Consider the following 16,664-nt stretch of genomic DNA (forward strand, 5'->3'; position numbering starts at 1 on the left):
TCGGGCTTCTTGGTGGCCTGGGAGCGGGCATCGTAGCGCCGGCCTCCCGCGCGAAAACCGTCCCTCAGTGCGCCGGCTTGCCCGGGCGCCGCGCCGCCAGCACCACGGCCGTGACGATGAGCGCGCCGCCGGCCAGCAGCCGCCAGCTGAACTCGTCCGCGCCCAGCGCGAAGGCCGAGACCGAGGCGAACAGCAGCTCGCTGAGCATGACCATCGCCGTCACGTTGGCCGGCAGCCGCGAGGCGCCGTACTGCAGCGCCAGGTTGCTGGCGATGAAGCACAGGCTGAAGGCCACGGCGGCCAGGCCCCAGGCCGGCGTGGGCAGTGCGGGCGGCGCCACGGCGCCGGCGGCGGTGAGCAGCGCCGCCAGCCCACCGGCCACCACCGCGCCGCCCAGGAACATGGCCAGGCCGCGCGCGGCCGCGGGCTGGTGTGCCTCGCGGCGCAGCATCACGTTGTTGAGGGCGAAGCAGAAGCCGCCCACCACGCCCAGCCCCTCCGCGAGGTTGCGCGGCAGCGGCAGGCCGCCCTGCTGCGGCCACAGCACGACGGCTGCGCCGGACAGCGCCAGCACCATGCGCAACCCCGCGGCGGTGTCCAGGCGCTCGCGCAGCAGCACCCGCGCCAGCAGCAGCGCCCACAACGGCATCAGGTAGAACAGCAGCACCACCCGCACCACGTCGCCGATGGCCACGCCCCAGTTGAAGGCGGCATTGGTGCTGCCCGAGGCCAGCACCAGCACCCACAGCACCGGCGTGCGCAGCAGGTGCATGAGCGCGCGCGGCTGCGCCGCGGCGATGAGCAGCACCGCCAGCGTGTAGATCAGCGCCGTGGTCCACAGCGGATGCAGGCCCTGCGCCTGGAACTGGCGGAAAGGCCACCAGGACACGCCCCAGACGAAGGCGTTGAAGGTCAGGGCCAGGGCGGGGAGGACGGCGGGCGAGGTCAATGCCGGTCGCTGCGCGCGATGGCCAGCAGCCGCTCGACCTCGTCGCGGTGGCGCACGCAGTTGCGTTGGTGCCAGCGGCCGATCAGCGCCATGGTGCCGGCCACGACGATGCCGAAGATCGTGATGGCGCCGAAGGCCGACAGGCCCAGCTTGGTCATGCCGGTGTAGAAGGCGCCCAGGCCCAGGATGCAGGCCTGCTCGTTGAAGTTCTGCACCGCGATGGACCGGCCCGCGCCCATGAGGTTGTGGCCGCGGTGCTGCAGCAGCGCGTTCATCGGCACCACCAGGTAGCCGCCGATGCCGCCCAGCAGCACCAGGAAGGGCGCGGCGATCCACACGTCGGTGATGAAGTTCATGCCGATCACCAGCAGCCCCATCATCACGCCCAGCGGGATGACGCCGGTGGCGCGCTCCAGCCGCATTGCCAGCGAGGCCACGATGGCGCCCACCGCCGTGCCGATGGCCACCACGCCCACCAGCGAGGAGGCCTGCGTGGTGCCATAGCCCAGCGCCGCGGCGGCCCAGGCCAGCACGATGTAGCGCAGGTTGCCCGAGACGCCCCAGAACAGCGTGGTGGTGGCCAGCGAGATCTGGCCCAGCTTGTCGGCCCACAGCCGCGCGTTGCAGTGCGAGAAGTCGCGCACCAGCCCGGCGGGGCCGAGCTCCAGCGGCTGCAGCGGCGCCTCGGTGCGCGGGATGCGCAGGTTGAACAGCGCTGCGACGGCGTACAGCAACACCATGGAAGCGATGGCGGCCTCGGCCGGCGTGTCCACGCCGGTGTCGATCAGCGGCAGGTCGAAGCCCAGCAGCACCGAGCCGAACCGGGCGCCGACGAGCTGCCCGCCCAGCAGCACGCCCAGGATGATGGAGCCGATGGTCAGGCCCTCGATCCAGCCGTTGGCCTTGACCAGCTGCGACGGTGGCAGCAGCTCGGTGAGGATGCCGTACTTGGCCGGCGAGTACGCCGCCGCGCCCAGCCCGACGATGGCGTAGGCCGCCAGCGGGTGGGTGCCGAACAGCATCATCAGGCAGCCCAGGACCTTGATGCTGTTGGCAACGAACATCACCTTGCCCTTGGGCACCGCGTCGGCGAAGGCGCCCACGAAGGGCGCCAGCACCACGTAGAACAGCGCGAACATCGGCACCAGTGCCGCGCGCTGCCATTCCGCGGCCCCCGAGGTCTTGAGCAGTTCGACCGCCGCGACGAACAGCGCGTTGTCAGCCAGCGAGCTGAAGAACTGCGCTGACATGATTGTGTAGAAGCCTTTTTTCATGCGCAGCGGGCGGAGGGCACGCGCCGCTCCCGGGGGAGGCGCCTGCGCCAGGAAATGCAGGTGGGGGGTAGCCTGAAGCCAAAGCGCGGGGTTATAGCACGCGGCTTTTTGGCCTCCCGCATGGTGAAAGCGGGCCAGGACCCAAAGGCAGAATTGCTGCTCACTTCCGCCTTCGCCGCCGTGCCATGCCGCGCCCGATCCAAGCCCTCATCCACACCGACGCCCTCACCCACAACCTGGCGCGCGCCCGCGACGCCGCGCCCGACGCGCGGGTGTGGGCGGTGGTCAAGGCCAACGCCTACGGGCATGGCATCGAGCGCGTGTTCCAGGCCCTGCGCGGCGCCGACGGCTTCGCGCTGCTGGACCTGGACGAGGCGCGGCGGCTGCGCGAGCTCGACTGGCGAGGGCCGATCCTGCTGCTCGAAGGCTGCTTCGAGCCGCGCGACCTGGAACTGTGCTCGCGCCTGGACCTGTGGCACGTGATCCACCGCGAGGCGCAGATCGACTGGCTGGCGGCGCACAAGACGCAGCAGCCGCACCGCGTGTTCCTCAAGCTCAACAGCGGCATGAACCGCCTGGGCTTCCGGCCCCAGGCCTTCAGGAGCGCCTGGGCACGGCTGAACGCGCTGCCACAGGTGGACGAGATCTCCTTCGTCACCCACTTCGCCGATGCCGATGGCCCGCGCGGCGTGGAGCCGCAGGTGCAGCGCTTCGTGGAGGCCACGGCGGACCTGCCCGGCGAGCGCTCCCTGAGCAACAGCGCCGCGACGCTGCGCCTGGCCGGCGCCGATGCGCGCGTGCGCGCCGACTGGGTGCGCCCGGGGATCATGGTCTACGGCAGCGCGCCGGACTTCCCCGAGAACGACATCGCCCACTGGGGCCTGCAGCCCACCATGACGCTGCGCTCGCAGCTCATCGCCGTGCAGCAGTTGCAGCCGGGCGAGACGGTGGGCTACGGCAGCACCTTCACGGCCGAGCAGCCCATGCGCATCGGGGTCGTGGCCTGCGGCTATGCCGACGGCTACCCGCGCCACGCCGGCACGGGCACGCCGGTGCTGGTGGAAGGCGTGCGCACGCGCACCATCGGGCGCGTGTCGATGGACATGCTGGCGGTGGACCTGTCGCCCGTGCCCGCGGCGCAGCCCGGCGCGGAAGTGACGCTGTGGGGGCGTGGGCCGCGCGGCACGGTGCTGCCGATCGACGAGGTGGCCCAGGCCGCCGGCACGCTGGGCTACGAGCTGATGTGCGCGCTGGCCCAGCGCGTGCCGGTGCTCACGGTTTGAAGCCATGAAGCCCAGCCTCCGCGTCCAGCCGCACGAGGTGCACTGCACCGCGGTGCGTGCGCAGGGTGCGGGCGGGCAGAACGTCAACAAGGTTTCCACGGCCATCCACCTGCGCTACGACATTCACGCCAGTTCCCTGCCCGAGGACGTCAAGCAGCGGCTGCTGGCGCTGGGCGACGCGCGCATCACGCGCGAGGGCGTGGTGGTGATCAAGGCGCAGGAGCACCGCAGCCAGGAGATGAACCGCGCCGATGCACTGGCGCGGCTGCAGGCGCTGGTGGACAGCGTGGCCGAGGCGCCCAAAACGCGCCGCGCCACCCAGCCCACCCGGGCCTCGCAGCGCCGCCGCGTGGAGGCCAAGGCGCGCCACGGTGCGGTCAAGGCGCTGCGCGGGCGCGTGGACTTCTGAACCGATCCCGGTTTCTCCACGGAAGGAGGTGACCCATGTCCAGGACCAGGAACAAAGCCAAGGCCAAGGCCGGGCACGACCGGCGCAAGGACGACGCGCCGCGGCCCGAGCAGGTGGCCGCCGTGCGCCGCCTGCTCGAATACGGCCACGTGGCGCAGGCGCGGCAGCAGTGCGCCGCGCTGCGCCGCAGCCACCCTGGCTTCAAGCCGCTGTACGGGCTGGCCTGCGAGATCGAGGAGATCGCCGGCGAGCCGATGCTCGCCGCGGCCCGCGCCTGGGAGTGGCACCACGCCGCGCCGCGCAGCGACCTGGCGCTGGAGGCGCTGGCCGACAACGCGGACGAAGCCGGGCTGGCGGCCATCGCGGCCCTGGCCGCGTGGCGGCTGCAAGGGCTGGAGGAGGACGGCCCCAGGCCCGCGTCTCCGCAAGCGTCCATCGACACGCCGCTGGGCCCGCTGAGCTTCGAACAGGCGCTGGCGATGGACCTGGGGCGCATGCACATGAGCGACGACCGCTTCGAAGCGGCCATCGAGGTGCTGCGCGGGGTGGACCACCCCAGCGCCCGCAACAACCAGGCGCTGGCGCTGTTCCACTGCGGCGACGTGCGCGGCGCGCGGGCCATGGCCGAGGCGGCCTGGCAGGCGAACCATGACAACCTGTTCGCGCTGGAGCGCAGCCTGCGCTGGCGCTGCTGGCTCGAAGGCATGGCGCCGTGCCGAGGCTTCGCCGCCACGCTGCGCGCGAGCCGGCCGCGCCGCAGCGACGACGCCATCGCGCGCGTGTCGGCGCTGCGCTTCCTTGGCGACGAAGAGGGCGCCCGCGCCGCCTGGGAGGACAGCGCGGACCAGTCTTTCTGGGACGACGCCTCGGCCGAGCAGGAAGACATGTTCGAGGCGCTGCGCGATCCGGAAGAGGAGTTCCCTGGCGAAGACACGCTGTGGCTGCCACGCAGCTGGACGCGCACGCTCGGCCGCATTGCCGCGGTCACGACGCCGGGCTCGCAAGCCGCCACGCAGGCGAAGCTGGAGGCCCAGTTCGACGCGCTCGACACCCATACGGACTACCTGGTGCGCGCCTGCGAGATCGCCGACCGCGGCACGCGGCTGACGACGCTGTCCGTGCTCGAACGGCGCGCGGAGTGCGGCGACGCTGCTGCGCGCCAGGCCCTGCCCGGGTTGCTGGTCAGCCTGGGCGGGCCGGACAGGGACCGCACCCGGCTGCTGCAATGGCTCGACGAGCATGGGCTGCACGACCCGGCCACGCCGGTGCCGATGCGCGCCGGAGATGCCGTGCGGGAAGTGCGCTCGGTGGGCCTGAAGATCACCACCGAGCCGCGCCCCACCACCCTGTCCAAGGCAGGCCTGGCGCTGGCCGAGCGCATGAACGAGGCCGGCCGGCGCGGCGACCTGGCCGAGGCGCGCAGGCTGGGCCGGCAACTGCTGGAGCTGCATCCCGACCATCCGATGGCGCTGAGCAACTTCGCCGGCATCCTGCAGGCCCAGGGCGATCCCCTCGACGAGGTGATGCGGCTGTACCGCGAGGCCCTCGCACGGGATCCCGACTACCTCTTCGCCCGCTGCGGGCTGGCGTACGGCCTGGTGCAGGAAGGCCGGCTGGACGAGGCGCGCCAGCTGCTCGACGGCCTGATCGATCGCGGCGAGCTGCACCTCAGCGAGTTCCGCACCCTGTCGATGGCGCAGCGCGCCATTGCGCAGGCCTCGGGCGAGCACGCCACCGTGCGCGCCATCGACCAGGTGCTGCGCGACCTGGAGCGGCAGTTCGGCTGAGCCGTCCCCGCGACCGCCGCGAGGACGGCGCCGGCCATTCGGCGGCTACTGCGGCAGCGGCGCCAGCGTGCAGCCGTCGGGCTGGTTGTTGCACGGGCGCGAGCCCGAGGGCGCCAGCCAGCCCGCGCGCGTCATGGTGTCGGCCACCAGGCGCGCCAGCAGCTGGTAGCCGTAGGGGGTGAGGTGCACCTCGTCGGCGAACCAGTACCTGGATACGTCGGCAGCCACCACCGTCGTCGTGTTGCAGAACAGCGAGTTGCGACGCTGGTCGGACAGCGCACAGGCCGGCTGCGTGGTGTTGCTCAGGCCGTATTTCTCCGGGGCCAGCGCCTGCAGTTCGCTGGCGGTGTACGCGTCCACTGCCAGCACGCGCGGCTCGTTGGCAAAAGCCTGCAGCAGCGGCAGGTTGAAGGCCAGGGCCAGTTGCGAGAGGGCGGCGCGCTTGTCCGCAGGCAACTGCGTCGCCGAGGGCGTGACGCCGATGTCGGGCAGCAGCACCACCAGCACACGCTGCGCACCCTTGGCCAGCACCTGGCTCTGGATCAGGCCCGCCAGTTGTGTACTGGCCAGCGACAGCGCCGCGGCGGCCTGCTGGCCCAGCGCGGCAATCTCGGCGTCGCTCGCTCCGCGCGCAATCGCGTCCGTCAACGGCGCAAGCTGTACCAGCGCATCGTTGCCGCCGGCCATCACCGTGACCAGGTCGCCAGCGGCGAAGCCGCCACCCGACGCCGCGAGATGGCGCTCGATCTGTACGGCCACGGGCTCGGTCAGCGCGCCCAGGTTGCCGCGGGCGTCCCCCAGGGCCAGGGTCGCGGCATGGCCCGGCCCGATGGGGTCGGTGACCCGCGCGCCGCCCTGGGCGTAGTTGGTGCAGTCGGGGTGGTCCACCACCGCCTCGGCCAGGAAAGGCAGTAGCCCCGTGGCAGGCGAGTTCAACCCAGTGCGCGCCGCGCAGGGCGCCGGGAGCGCCAGCTCGTGCGCGAGCTGCTCGGTCCAGTTGGTGCCGGCCTTGGGCCGGTTGGCGGAGTAGTCGTTGACGGTGAACTGCCCGCCGCCAAAGACCTGCTGCATGCCCTGCGTGCGGTACGTTCCCACGTCACTGAGGCTGTCGCCGAAGCTCACCATCCGCGTATAGGCCGGCGGCGGCGGCGCGTCGTCGCCACCGCCGCAACCCGCCACCAGCAACGCCACGGCCGCCGCCAGAGCCGCCTTCACCTTGTTGCGCTTCATCCCCATGGACCCTCTCCTGCGGTGTCTGAACGCCAAAGGCGCCAGTGTGGGCACGGGGGAGCCTCTTGCCTGTCGGGCATTTCAGCAGGTGGCGCGCGGGCGCAACAGCGCCCCGCCTTGGCCGCTCGCGGGCGCAGGTTGCGGTGGGCCGGGACAATGGCGCCATGGCACGTGAAAAAAGCATCTACACCTGCAGCGAGTGCGGGGGCACCAGCGCCAAGTGGCTGGGACGCTGCCCGGCCTGCGGGGCCTGGAACACGCTGGTGGAAGGGCCGGCGGAAGGCGGCGCCGGCGCGGGAGGGTCGAGGAACCGCTTCCAGGCGCTGGCCAAGAGCCAGCCGGTGGCGACCCTGAGCGAGATCGAGGCCGCCGACGTGGCGCGCACGCCCACGGCGATCGAGGAACTGGACCGGGTGCTGGGCGGGGGCATCGTCGCCGGCGGCGTGGTGCTCATCGGCGGCGACCCGGGCATCGGCAAGTCCACGCTGCTGCTGCAGGCGGTGGACGCGCTGTCGCAGCAGATGCCGGTGCTCTACGTCACCGGCGAGGAGTCCGGCGCGCAGGTGGCGCTGCGCGCGCGCCGCCTGGGCCTGGAGGGCGCGCGCGTGCGCGTGCTGGCGGAGATCAACCTGGAGAAGATCCTGGCCACCGTCGAGGCCGAGCGCCCAGCCTTCTGCGTCATCGACTCGATCCAGACGCTCTACTCCGAGCAGCTGACCTCGGCGCCGGGCTCGGTGGCGCAGGTGCGCGAGTGCGCCGCGCACCTCACGCGCGCGGCCAAGGGCGGCGGCACCAGCATCGTGCTGGTGGGCCACGTCACCAAGGAAGGCGCGCTGGCCGGCCCGCGCGTGCTGGAGCACATGGTGGACACGGTGCTCTATTTCGAGGGCGACACCCACTCCAGCTTCCGCCTGGTGCGCGCGATCAAGAACCGCTTCGGCGCCGTCAACGAGATCGGCGTGTTCGCGATGACCGAGCGCGGGCTCAAGGGCGTGGCCAATCCCAGCGCCATCTTCCTGTCCACGCACGGCGAGCCGGTGCCGGGCTCGTGCGTGCTGGTGACGCTGGAGGGCACGCGCCCGCTGCTGGTGGAGGTGCAGGCGCTGGTGGACTCGGGCGGCCCCAGTCCGCGGCGGCTGTCGGTGGGCCTGGAGCGCGACCGCCTGGCGATGCTGCTGGCGGTGCTGCACCGGCACGCGGGCGTGTCGTGCATGGACCAGGACGTGTTCGTCAACGCCGTGGGCGGCGTGCGCATCAGCGAGCCCGCGGCGGACTTGGCGGTGCTGCTGGCCATCCACTCCAGCCTGCGTGGCAAGCCGCTGCCACGCGGCTTCATCGCCTTTGGCGAAGTCGGCCTGGCCGGGGAAGTGCGGCCCGCGCCGCGCGGCCAGGAGCGGTTGAAGGAGGCGGCCAAGCTGGGCTTCAGCGTGGCGGTGGTGCCGCGCGCCAACCTGCCCAAGAAGCCCATCGAAGGGCTGGCCATCCACCCGGTGGAGCGCATCGAAGAGGCGATCCACGTGCTGCGCGAGCTGGACTGAACTGAACAAGACGACAAGGGGATGACATGAACAAGTGGATCGGATGGGCGCTGGCGCTGGCTGTGCTGGCGCTGGGCTTCGTGCAGTACGGCTGGCGCGGTGTGGTACTGGGGCTGACGGTGGTGGTGTTCTGGCTGCTGCTGCAGTTCAACCGCGCCGTGCGCGTGATGCGCAATGCGGGCCAGTCGCCCGTGGGCTACGTGGAGAGCGCCGTGATGCTCAACGCCAAGCTCAAGCCGGGCATGCGCATGCTCGACATCGTGACGCTCACGCGCAGCCTGGGGCAGCGCCTGGAAGGGGCGGCGGACGACGCGCCGGGCGCCGAGCGCTGGCGCTGGGGCGATGCCGGCGGCGCCAGCGTGGAGGTGGAGATGCAGCGCGGGCGCTGCCGGCGCTGGACGCTCGTGCGCGAAGGCGACGTGGCGTAGTACCGGCGCGGCGCGCGCTGGATCAGCGCCGCGTGGCCGGGCGGGAGCGGGGCGCCTCGTAGAATCGAGAGTTTTTCGTCACACCAAATTCCTTCGGAGTCCACGATGTCCATGCACGACCGCGACGGCAAGATCTGGATGGACGGCGAGCTCGTCGACTGGCGCGACGCCAAGATCCATGTCCTGACCCACACGCTGCACTACGGCTGCGGCGCCTTCGAGGGCGTGCGCGCCTACAACACGGTCAACGGCACGGCCATCTTCCGCCTGCGCGAGCACACCGAGCGGCTGTTCAACAGCGCCAAGATCCTGCGCATGAAGATGCCTTTCTCGATCGAGCAGATCGAGGAGGCGCAGCGCGAGGTGGTGCGCGCCAACAACCTGGAGAGCTGCTACCTGCGCCCGCTGGTGTGGATCGGCTCGGAGAAGCTGGGCGTGAGCCCCAAGGGCAACACGATCCACGTGATGATCGCCGCCTGGGCCTGGGGCGCGTACCTGGGCGAGGAAGGCCTCAAGCGCGGCATCCGCGTCAAGACCAGCAGCTACACCCGCCACCACGTCAACATCACGATGACGCAGGCCAAGGCGGTGAGCAACTACAGCAACTCGATCCTGGCCAACATGGAGGCCACGGAAGACGGCTACGACGAGGCGCTGCTGCTGGACTCCGCCGGCTTCGTGAGCGAGGGCGCGGGCGAGAACATCTTCGTGATCAAGAACGGCGTGGTGTACACGCCCGACCTGTCCGCCGGCGCGCTCAACGGCATCACGCGCAACACGATCTTCGCCATCTGCCAGGACCTGGGCCTGAAGCTGGTGGAGAAGCGCATCACGCGCGACGAGGTCTACATCGCCGACGAGGCCTTCTTCACCGGCACCGCCGCCGAAGTGACGCCCATCCGCGAGCTCGACCGCGTGGAGATCGGCCGCGGCTACCGCGGCCCCATCACCGAGAAGATCCAGGCCGCGTTCTTCGACATCGTCAACGGCCGCAACGCCAAGTACGCCGAGTGGCTGACCAAGGTTTGAGTTGAAGGAGACCGTGATGAGTACCGAAGCCAAATCCGTCGTCGAAGTCAGCGCGTCCGAGCTGCAGGGCCCGGGCGTGGTGTTCTGCCCGAACCCGAAGATGGCGCTGTGGAGCAACCACCCGCGCGTCTTCATCGACGTGGCCACCACCGGCGAGGGCTGGTGCCCGTACTGCGGCACGCACTACCGGCTCAAGGCCGGCGAGAAGGTTTCGGCGCACCACTGAAGCCGCGCCGCCTGCCGGCACTCTCCCCGCAAGAAGCCGCCCGCCTGCCGGGCGGCTTTTTTTCGTCCCCGCGGCGCCCGCTTCCGCTCGCGGCGTCGGGGCTTGCGCCGGCGGGGCGGAGATGGCCCCTCCCTACAATCGACGCCAAGGAACATCTGCCATGCCGCGAGACCAGGAATTCATTCTCACTTTGTCCTGCCAGGACCAGCCCGGCATCGTCCATGCCGTCTCCGGGCTGCTGTACCAGGCGGGCTGCAACATCATCGACTCGCAGCAGTTCGGCGACGTGGGCGCGGAAGACGCCACGGGGCTGTTCTTCATGCGGGTGCATTTCGAGGCGCCGCAGCACCTGTCGGACGCCGCGACGCTGGAACGGCTGCTGGGCAACCTGCGCCAGCAGTTCCGCATGGACGCCCGGCTGCATGCGGTGAACGCGCGCCCGCGCGTGCTGCTGATGGTGAGCAAGTTCGGTCACTGCCTCAACGACCTGCTGTTCCGCTGGCGCAGCGGGCAGCTGGCGGTGGACATCCCGGCCATCGTCTCCAACCACCCGGACTTCGCCGAGCTGGCCGCCAGCTACGGCATTCCCTTCCACCACCTGCCGCTGGCCACCGGCTCGGGCGCCGAGGCCAAGCGCGCACAGGAGCGCGAGATCGAAGCGCTGATCGAGCGCGAGCGCATCGACCTGGTGGTGCTGGCGCGCTACATGCAGATCCTCAGCGGCGAGTTCTGCCAGGTGCTGCATGGTCGCGCCATCAACATCCACCACAGCTTCCTGCCCAGCTTCAAGGGCGCGCGGCCCTATGCGCAGGCGCACGCGCGCGGCGTCAAGCTCATCGGCGCGACGGCGCACTACGTCACGGCCGACCTCGACGAGGGCCCGATCATCGAGCAGGACGTCGAGCGGGTGGACCACGCCCTCTCCGCCGAGGACCTCACCGCCGTGGGCCGCGACGTCGAGTGCGTGGTGCTGGCGCGCGCGGTGCGCTGGCATGTCGAGCACCGCGTGCTCATGAACGGGCACAAGACGGTGGTGTTCCGCTGACGCCTGGCGCGAGGAACCGGCCATGGCGCGCCGCCCCAAGTCCGAGACCGCCGCGCTGATGGCCTCGCCCGAGGAGATCGAGATCGAGTTCTACGAGGCGCTGCAGCGCGGCGACCTCGAACGGCTGATGGCGGTGTGGGCGGACGACGACGAGGTGGTGTGCGTCCACCCCGGCGGCCCGCGCGTGGTGGGCCCGGCGGCGGTGCGCGCCACCTTCGAAGCCATTTTCGCCAACGGCCCGGTGCACGTGCGGCCCGAGCAGGTGCGCCGCGTGCAGGGTCCGGGCTGCGCGGTGCACAACCTCCTGGAGCGCGTGGAGGTGCTTACCGACGAGGGGCCCTTGACCGCATGGGTGATGGCCACCAACGTCTACCTGAAGGGGCCCCAGGGGTGGCGCCTGGTGGCGCATCATGCAAGCGGAGGCTCACGCGAAGAGCCTCCCGAGATCTCCGAGGCTCCAACCGTCCTGCACTGACATGGACTACAGCGCACCCTACTGGCTGCCCGGCGGAAACCTGCAGACGATCTGGCCGGCGCTCTTCTCCCGCCGCTTCGAGGGCCCTGCCCCCGACTACCAGCGCGAGCGCTGGCGCACGCCGGACGGCGACTTCATCGACGTGGACTTCCAGCACGGCCCGCCCGGCGCGCCGCTGCTGGTGCTGTTCCACGGGCTGGAAGGCTCCTCGTGCAGCCACTATGCGCAGGCCTTCGCCGCCACCGCGCGCGCGCTGGGCTGGAGCTACGCGGTGCCGCATTTCCGCGGCTGCTCGGGCGAGATCAACCTTGCGCCGCGCGCCTACCACTCGGGCGACCATGCGGAGGTCGGCTGGATCCTGCAGCGCCTGCGCGAGCGCCACGGCCGCAACCTCATGGCGGTGGGCGTGTCGCTGGGCGGCAATGCGCTGCTGCGCTGGGCCGAGGAAAGCGGCGACAGCGCCGCGCGCGTGGTGCAGGCCGTGGCGGCCGTGAGCTCGCCGCTGGACCTCGTGGCCGGCGGCCACCACATCGGTGCGGGTTTCAACCGGCTGGTGTACACGCGCATGTTCCTCAGCACCATGAAGCCCAAGGCGCTGGCCAAGCTGGCGCAGCACCCGGGCCTGTTCGACCGCGAGAAGCTGCTGGCCGCGCGCACGCTCTACGAGTTCGACAACGCCTTCACCGCGCCGGTGCACGGCTTCCGCGACACCGAGGACTACTGGACGCGCGCCTCCTCCAAGCCGCACCTGCACCGCATCCGCGTGCCGGCGCTGGTGCTCAACGCCCGCAACGATCCTTTCATCCCCGCCGCCAGCCTGCCCACGCAGGCGGAAGTCGGCGACTACGTAACGCTGTGGCAGCCGCTGGACGGCGGACACGTGGGCTTTCCGCATGGCGCCTGGCCGGGCCACGTGCTGACGCTGCCCAGTGCCGTGACTCGCTGGCTGCAGTCGCCACGCTGAAACCATCGAGCAACACCATGGACGAGATCGTCAAGGCCGCGCTGCGCAAGTGGCCCGATGTGCCGCATGCCCGCGGCTGGCTGGGACTGGACGCCCGGGGCCACTGGTATCTGCGTGACGAGGCGACGCAGGCCGCCGGCCCCTTTCCGCAGTCCCGGGGCAGCCGCATCGAGCATGAAGGGCTATGCGCCTTCATCGGGCGCAACTACCTGTGTGACGGCGCCGGTGCCTGGTTCTTCCAGAACGGGCCGCAGCGGGTGTACGTGGAGCTCGAAGCTGCGCCGTGGGTGTGGCGGCTGGACGAGGCTTTCAACGTGCAGTCCCACACCGGCGCACCCGCGCAGTGGCGCGGCGCCTGGCTCGATGAGCAGGGCCGGCTGTTCCTCGACACTGACCTCGGCCTGGGTCTGGTGCACAGCCACGACGTGCCCCTGGCGGCGCAGGCGCTGGAGCAAGGGCTGTGGACGCTCAACGGCGAGCTGGGCTTCGAAGAGCTGCCTGCCCGCTTCAACTACCGCCTCAGCCCGCTGGCCATCGTGGACCGGTGGGAAGAGAAGCCCCGTCCGCCACAGCCCCCGCGCGGCTGAGTCGCGCCACAAGCGCGGACACGAAAAAGCCGGCCCGAGGGCCGGCTTTTTCGTGGGATGGCGAAACCTTACTTGGACGCGTTGGCCATGTAGGTCACCACGGCCTTGATGTCGGCATCGGAGGCGGTGGTACCGCCCTTGGGCGGCATGGCGCCCTTGCCCTTGATGGCGCTGGCCGTCAGCGCATCGATGCCTTGTGCCACGCGCGGCGCCCAGGCGGCTTTATCACCCACCTTGGGCGCGCCGGCGATGCCAGCGCCGTGGCAGGTCTGACAGGACTGCGTGTACAGAGCCGGGGCCGCAACGCCGGTCTCGGCCGCGGGAGCGGCGGCAGCAGCCGGTGCAGCGGCAGGGGCCGCATCAGCCGGCGCAGCGGCTGCCGCCGGGGCCTCGGCACCGGCGGGCGCCTTGGGCTCGGCGAAATTGGCACCGCCCTTGTTGGCCATGTAGACCACGGCACGGCCCACTTCCACGTCGCTGAGCGCGCCACCCTGCGGCGGCATGGCGCCCTTACCCTTGAGCGCCGAGGCCAGCAGGGCCTCGTAGCCGCTCTTGATGCGCGGGCCCCAGGCATCTGCGTCGCCGAACTTGGGCGCGCCGGCGGCACCGGTGCCGTGGCAGGCCGCGCACTGGGCCTGGAACACCTGCTCGCCGGTCTTGAGCACACCACCACCCGCGACAGCCAGGCGGAGGTCTACCGTGCCCACAGGCTGAATGCGACGCGCCACGGCCTCCTCGGCCAGGATGTCGGTACCCGCACCAGGCTTCTTGCCGGCGCCGACGTAGGTCACGAGCAGCACGATGCCGAGGATGGGCACGAGGAACGCGAACAGCACGGCCCAGATCAGCTGCTTCGGCGTCTTGATCGGACCTTCGTGCGGCGCTTCGTGGTCAGGAGTGTGGTGGCTGTTGCTGGTCATGGTGGCTGGAGGTCTGCCGGCTGCGGCCGGGAACAAAACGGTCTGCGCCAGAGAGGCGCAAAACCTTGGAATTATATCGATGCACCCCCTCAGGACGGGGATTACCCGGGTGGTGTACCCCGCCGGCAGCCGGCTCGACCGAACCGTGCGGAGTGCCCCGCGAACCCGGACGCCGGGTACGTGCCAGCCGTTATTGCCAGCGCGCGCCGCCCGGCCTTCACGAGCATGGCTACAATGGCGGTTTCGGCGCCTGTAGCTCAATGGATAGAGTACTGCCCTCCGAAGGCAGGGGTTGCTGGTTCGATCCCAGCCAGGCGCGCCAAATCAGCAGACACAGATGCCTTTCACGGCCTGCAATGGGCCCGGGTCTTGGGAAAGGCGTCTGAAAGAGCCCCACAGTTCTTCAGGCCGTGCGTACATGCCGCGGTCCGCAGTACGGCGCGTTCGGTGGTCGGGGTACCGGCCGCTGCCGGGCCGCACAGACGTAGGAGCCGCCGATGCCTCGCATCACGAACCACCTCGCCGGTGCATTGCTGGTGTTCCTGGCAGGCTGTGCCACGAGCCAGGATTCTTCCGTCGCGAACGTGGCACCGCCTGCGCCGCCCGTAAGCCCGCCGGCACCGCAAACCACCCCCGCCACCGTCACCCATGCCGCCGATACGGTGCAGGTGCCCTCTTCCGTGGTGCAGCCGGCCGCGGCCAGGACGAAGGTGCAACGTGGCCGCGCCTCCTGGTATGCGCACCGCTTCCACGGCCGCCGCACCGCCAGCGGCGAGCGCTACAACCGACACGCGCTGACGGCGGCGCACCCCACCCTGCCCATCCCCAGCTATGCGCGGGTGCGCAATCCGGCCAACGGCCGCGAAGTGGTTGTGCGCATCAACGACCGCGGCCCGTTCCACAAGAGACACGTGATCGACCTCAGCTACGCTGCCGCCGTGATGCTGGGCATCGTGCGCGGCCCGAGAGTGGTGGAGATCGAGCATCTCCCTGACGTCGAGCGCCGTGGCAGCCACTGGCCACAGGAGCGCGCAGCGTTGCCTACCAAGCCGCTGCTCACGCTTTCGGCTCGCAACGACAAGGCGTTCTGAACTCCGCGTTCGGGACGCGGCGTTCCGGGGCCTTGTCAGCCCTGTCCCACAAGTCCCGGCGCCGCCGGCTGACAGACGCGCCCCGCCTCCGCCCTTAGCCTGCTTCGCATCCGAACAGTCGATGCAGAGGTGATGCATGAAACGGCTCGGCCCAATGGCGGCGTTGTGGCTGGCGCTGTGCAGCGGCGCGGCCTGGACCCAGCAAGTGCCGGAAGGCCGTAGCGCCCCGCAGGCGTCCGAGGCCGTGAAATACCTCAGCGGCGGCGCCGGCGACGAAGAGCGCTCGCAGCTGATGGCGCAATGGCCGCAGTTCCCGTTACTGATCGTCTTCAGCGCCGACGGCGGCGCCTACGCGGTCCCCGACAGCGTGCGCATCGCCAACGCCCACGGCACATCGCTGCTGGAGGTGCAACAGGCCGGCCCGTTGCTGATGGTGAACCTGCCGCCGGGCGACTACCGGGTGCAAGCCCGCATCGGCGGGACGGTACAGGAACGCAGCCTGCACCTGGGTTCGCAGCCCCAGCGCCTGGACTGGCGCATGTAGGAAAAACCGCGAGCGGCGCGCCCGGTCTGCCAAAAAAAACGCCCGCCCCTTGCGGGGAAGGCGTTTGAAGTCCTCGGAAAGGACGTCGTTGGGATCGGCAGATCGGGCGCGCCGCATGGCGGCCCAAGCAACATCGGCAATTTAGGCAAGCCCTGGCAGGACCATACCCCTGACACAAGGGACAATGCGGCCATGATCCCGCGTTCCGCCCCCGAACTTTCCCCACTGGACGAGCGCGAGCTGGCCGAACTGGAACAGCTGCTCGATGCGCTGCCCGCGCCGCTGGAGCCGCTGGACGTGTCGATGACCGACGGTTACCTGGTCGGCGTGCTGCTTCAACCGCAGACCGTGCCCGCCGCGCAGTGGCTGCGCCACATCACCGACGTCGATGGCCGCGAGGTCCCGCCCAGCGCCTCGCTGCAGCGGCTGCATGCCCTGGTGCGCCGCCGCCACGCCGAGTTGGAGCGCGCCATCGCGCAGCGCCAGTGGTTCGATCCCTGGGTGTGGGAACTGGACGAGGACGCCAGCCCCTCCGAGGCCGTGATGCCCTGGGTGGCCGGCTTTGCCACCGCCATGGAGTTCTTCCCCGCGCTCATGCGCATCGACGGTCCCGCCCTGCTGGAGCCGCTGGCGCAGCTGTTCATGCACCTCGATCCCGAGGACTTGGAAGACGCTGATGAACTGCTGGCCGAGATCGAGACCCTGGAGCCGCCAGCCAACATGGCCGAAGCGGTGGAAATGCTGGTGCGCGCCAGCCTGCTGCTGGCCGACGTCTCGCGCCCGCGCAAGGCCCAGCCGCCCGCGCGCAAGACACCTCGGCGCCCCGGACCACCGCCCGGACGCCGCCCGCCCCCGCGGCGCTGAGCCTGCCTCCCCCCGCGCCCG

18 protein-coding genes and 1 tRNA gene are annotated in these 16,664 nt (G+C 70.8%); 15 read left to right on the top strand and 4 right to left on the bottom strand.

Annotation, left to right across the window (positions count from 1 at the left end; genetic code table 11):
- Positions 1-64: 64 nt before the first annotated feature.
- Together Q0741_RS26765 and lplT are read right to left on the bottom strand one after the other, a co-directional pair.
- Positions 65-949, bottom strand: a complete 885-nt coding sequence (locus tag Q0741_RS26765) for a DMT family transporter (RefSeq protein WP_298236245.1) — start codon at positions 947-949, stop codon at positions 65-67.
- Positions 946-2,223 carry a lysophospholipid transporter LplT gene (gene lplT, locus Q0741_RS26770; RefSeq protein ID WP_298236246.1) on the bottom strand — a complete coding sequence of 426 codons (1,278 nt, stop codon included), beginning with the start codon at positions 2,221-2,223 and terminating at the stop codon, positions 946-948. Before lplT ends, Q0741_RS26765 begins: the two co-directional genes overlap by 4 nt.
- Before the next feature lie 185 nt (positions 2,224-2,408).
- Between lplT and alr the strand changes: the two genes are divergently transcribed.
- Genes alr through Q0741_RS26785 form a run of 3 tightly spaced genes read left to right on the top strand, consistent with a single transcriptional unit; the run spans position 2,409 to position 5,702 of the window.
- Complete coding sequence (alr, locus tag Q0741_RS26775) at positions 2,409-3,506, top strand: alanine racemase (RefSeq protein WP_298236247.1); 1,098 nt, start codon at positions 2,409-2,411, stop codon at positions 3,504-3,506.
- Positions 3,507-3,510: 4 nt separating this feature from the next.
- The gene (gene arfB, locus Q0741_RS26780) at positions 3,511-3,915 is read left to right on the top strand and encodes an alternative ribosome rescue aminoacyl-tRNA hydrolase ArfB (RefSeq protein ID WP_298236248.1); all 405 of its coding nucleotides are present in this window, start codon (positions 3,511-3,513) and stop codon (positions 3,913-3,915) included.
- A 35-nt stretch (positions 3,916-3,950) separates the two neighbouring features.
- Complete coding sequence (locus Q0741_RS26785; RefSeq protein WP_298236249.1) at positions 3,951-5,702, top strand: tetratricopeptide repeat protein; 1,752 nt, start codon at positions 3,951-3,953, stop codon at positions 5,700-5,702.
- A gap of 45 nt (positions 5,703-5,747) precedes the next feature.
- Here Q0741_RS26785 and Q0741_RS26790 read toward each other — a convergent pair whose 3' ends face one another.
- A complete protein-coding gene (locus Q0741_RS26790) occupies positions 5,748-6,932 on the bottom strand; it encodes an SGNH/GDSL hydrolase family protein (protein ID WP_298236250.1) in 1,185 nt (394 codons plus the stop codon).
- A 164-nt stretch (positions 6,933-7,096) separates the two neighbouring features.
- Between Q0741_RS26790 and radA the strand changes: the two genes are divergently transcribed.
- From radA to Q0741_RS26830, 8 genes are all read left to right on the top strand, one after another.
- A complete protein-coding gene (gene radA / locus Q0741_RS26795) occupies positions 7,097-8,470 on the top strand; it encodes a DNA repair protein RadA (protein ID WP_298236251.1) in 1,374 nt (457 codons plus the stop codon).
- Positions 8,471-8,496: 26 nt separating this feature from the next.
- A complete protein-coding gene (locus Q0741_RS26800) occupies positions 8,497-8,898 on the top strand; it encodes a hypothetical protein (protein WP_298236252.1) in 402 nt (133 codons plus the stop codon).
- 105 nt (positions 8,899-9,003) lie between these two features.
- Positions 9,004-9,927, top strand: coding sequence for a branched-chain amino acid transaminase (locus Q0741_RS26805; RefSeq protein ID WP_298236253.1), 924 nt, complete (start codon positions 9,004-9,006; stop codon positions 9,925-9,927).
- A gap of 16 nt (positions 9,928-9,943) precedes the next feature.
- Positions 9,944-10,153: a zinc-finger domain-containing protein gene (locus tag Q0741_RS26810; protein ID WP_298236254.1), complete on the top strand. Its 210-nt coding sequence runs from the start codon at positions 9,944-9,946 to the stop codon at positions 10,151-10,153.
- 160 nt (positions 10,154-10,313) lie between these two features.
- A complete protein-coding gene (gene purU / locus Q0741_RS26815) occupies positions 10,314-11,198 on the top strand; it encodes a formyltetrahydrofolate deformylase (protein WP_298236255.1) in 885 nt (294 codons plus the stop codon).
- Positions 11,199-11,220: 22 nt separating this feature from the next.
- A complete protein-coding gene (locus Q0741_RS26820) occupies positions 11,221-11,673 on the top strand; it encodes a nuclear transport factor 2 family protein (protein WP_298236256.1) in 453 nt (150 codons plus the stop codon).
- Between the two features lies 1 nt (position 11,674).
- Positions 11,675-12,637, top strand: a complete 963-nt coding sequence (locus tag Q0741_RS26825) for an alpha/beta fold hydrolase (protein WP_298236257.1) — start codon at positions 11,675-11,677, stop codon at positions 12,635-12,637.
- Between the two features lie 17 nt (positions 12,638-12,654).
- Positions 12,655-13,224, top strand: a complete 570-nt coding sequence (locus Q0741_RS26830; protein WP_298236258.1) for a DUF2946 family protein — start codon at positions 12,655-12,657, stop codon at positions 13,222-13,224.
- A gap of 68 nt (positions 13,225-13,292) precedes the next feature.
- On the opposite strand, the gene Q0741_RS26835 is transcribed toward Q0741_RS26830, so the two are convergent.
- Positions 13,293-14,144, bottom strand: coding sequence for a c-type cytochrome (locus Q0741_RS26835; protein WP_298236259.1), 852 nt, complete (start codon positions 14,142-14,144; stop codon positions 13,293-13,295).
- 246 nt (positions 14,145-14,390) lie between these two features.
- On the opposite strand from Q0741_RS26835, the gene Q0741_RS26840 reads away from it, so the two are divergent.
- The 4 genes from Q0741_RS26840 to Q0741_RS26855 all read left to right on the top strand — a co-directional run bounded on the left by Q0741_RS26840 (position 14,391) and on the right by Q0741_RS26855 (position 16,643).
- Positions 14,391-14,466: transfer RNA gene (locus Q0741_RS26840), tRNA-Arg, on the top strand.
- Between the two features lie 175 nt (positions 14,467-14,641).
- Entirely contained in the window at positions 14,642-15,235 is a 594-nt protein-coding gene (locus Q0741_RS26845; RefSeq protein WP_298236260.1) for a septal ring lytic transglycosylase RlpA family protein, read from the top strand.
- Positions 15,236-15,371: 136 nt separating this feature from the next.
- A complete protein-coding gene (locus Q0741_RS26850; protein WP_298236261.1) occupies positions 15,372-15,779 on the top strand; it encodes a hypothetical protein in 408 nt (135 codons plus the stop codon).
- A 192-nt stretch (positions 15,780-15,971) separates the two neighbouring features.
- Complete coding sequence (locus Q0741_RS26855) at positions 15,972-16,643, top strand: YecA family protein (RefSeq protein WP_298236262.1); 672 nt, start codon at positions 15,972-15,974, stop codon at positions 16,641-16,643.
- Positions 16,644-16,664: the final 21 nt, after the last annotated feature.

Source organism: uncultured Azohydromonas sp., from assembly GCF_937926365.1.
GTDB lineage: Bacteria > Pseudomonadota > Gammaproteobacteria > Burkholderiales > Burkholderiaceae_C > Azohydromonas.

Bases quoted from the DNA above. Each gene is read 5' to 3' on its own strand.
- lplT (WP_298236246.1), bottom strand. From the start codon at position 2,223: ATGAAAAAAGGCTTCTACACAATCATGTCAGCGCAGTTCTTCAGCTCG.
- alr (WP_298236247.1), top strand. From the start codon at position 2,409: ATGCCGCGCCCGATCCAAGCCCTCATCCACACCGACGCCCTCACCCAC.
- arfB (WP_298236248.1), top strand. From the start codon at position 3,511: ATGAAGCCCAGCCTCCGCGTCCAGCCGCACGAGGTGCACTGCACCGCG.
- Q0741_RS26785 (WP_298236249.1), top strand. From the start codon at position 3,951: ATGTCCAGGACCAGGAACAAAGCCAAGGCCAAGGCCGGGCACGACCGG.
- Q0741_RS26790 (WP_298236250.1), bottom strand. From the start codon at position 6,932: ATGAAGCGCAACAAGGTGAAGGCGGCTCTGGCGGCGGCCGTGGCGTTG.
- radA (WP_298236251.1), top strand. From the start codon at position 7,097: ATGGCACGTGAAAAAAGCATCTACACCTGCAGCGAGTGCGGGGGCACC.
- Q0741_RS26800 (WP_298236252.1), top strand. From the start codon at position 8,497: ATGAACAAGTGGATCGGATGGGCGCTGGCGCTGGCTGTGCTGGCGCTG.
- Q0741_RS26805 (WP_298236253.1), top strand. From the start codon at position 9,004: ATGTCCATGCACGACCGCGACGGCAAGATCTGGATGGACGGCGAGCTC.
- Q0741_RS26810 (WP_298236254.1), top strand. From the start codon at position 9,944: ATGAGTACCGAAGCCAAATCCGTCGTCGAAGTCAGCGCGTCCGAGCTG.
- purU (WP_298236255.1), top strand. From the start codon at position 10,314: ATGCCGCGAGACCAGGAATTCATTCTCACTTTGTCCTGCCAGGACCAG.
- Q0741_RS26820 (WP_298236256.1), top strand. From the start codon at position 11,221: ATGGCGCGCCGCCCCAAGTCCGAGACCGCCGCGCTGATGGCCTCGCCC.
- Q0741_RS26825 (WP_298236257.1), top strand. From the start codon at position 11,675: ATGGACTACAGCGCACCCTACTGGCTGCCCGGCGGAAACCTGCAGACG.
- Q0741_RS26830 (WP_298236258.1), top strand. From the start codon at position 12,655: ATGGACGAGATCGTCAAGGCCGCGCTGCGCAAGTGGCCCGATGTGCCG.
- Q0741_RS26835 (WP_298236259.1), bottom strand. From the start codon at position 14,144: ATGACCAGCAACAGCCACCACACTCCTGACCACGAAGCGCCGCACGAA.
- Q0741_RS26845 (WP_298236260.1), top strand. From the start codon at position 14,642: ATGCCTCGCATCACGAACCACCTCGCCGGTGCATTGCTGGTGTTCCTG.
- Q0741_RS26850 (WP_298236261.1), top strand. From the start codon at position 15,372: ATGAAACGGCTCGGCCCAATGGCGGCGTTGTGGCTGGCGCTGTGCAGC.
- Q0741_RS26855 (WP_298236262.1), top strand. From the start codon at position 15,972: ATGATCCCGCGTTCCGCCCCCGAACTTTCCCCACTGGACGAGCGCGAG.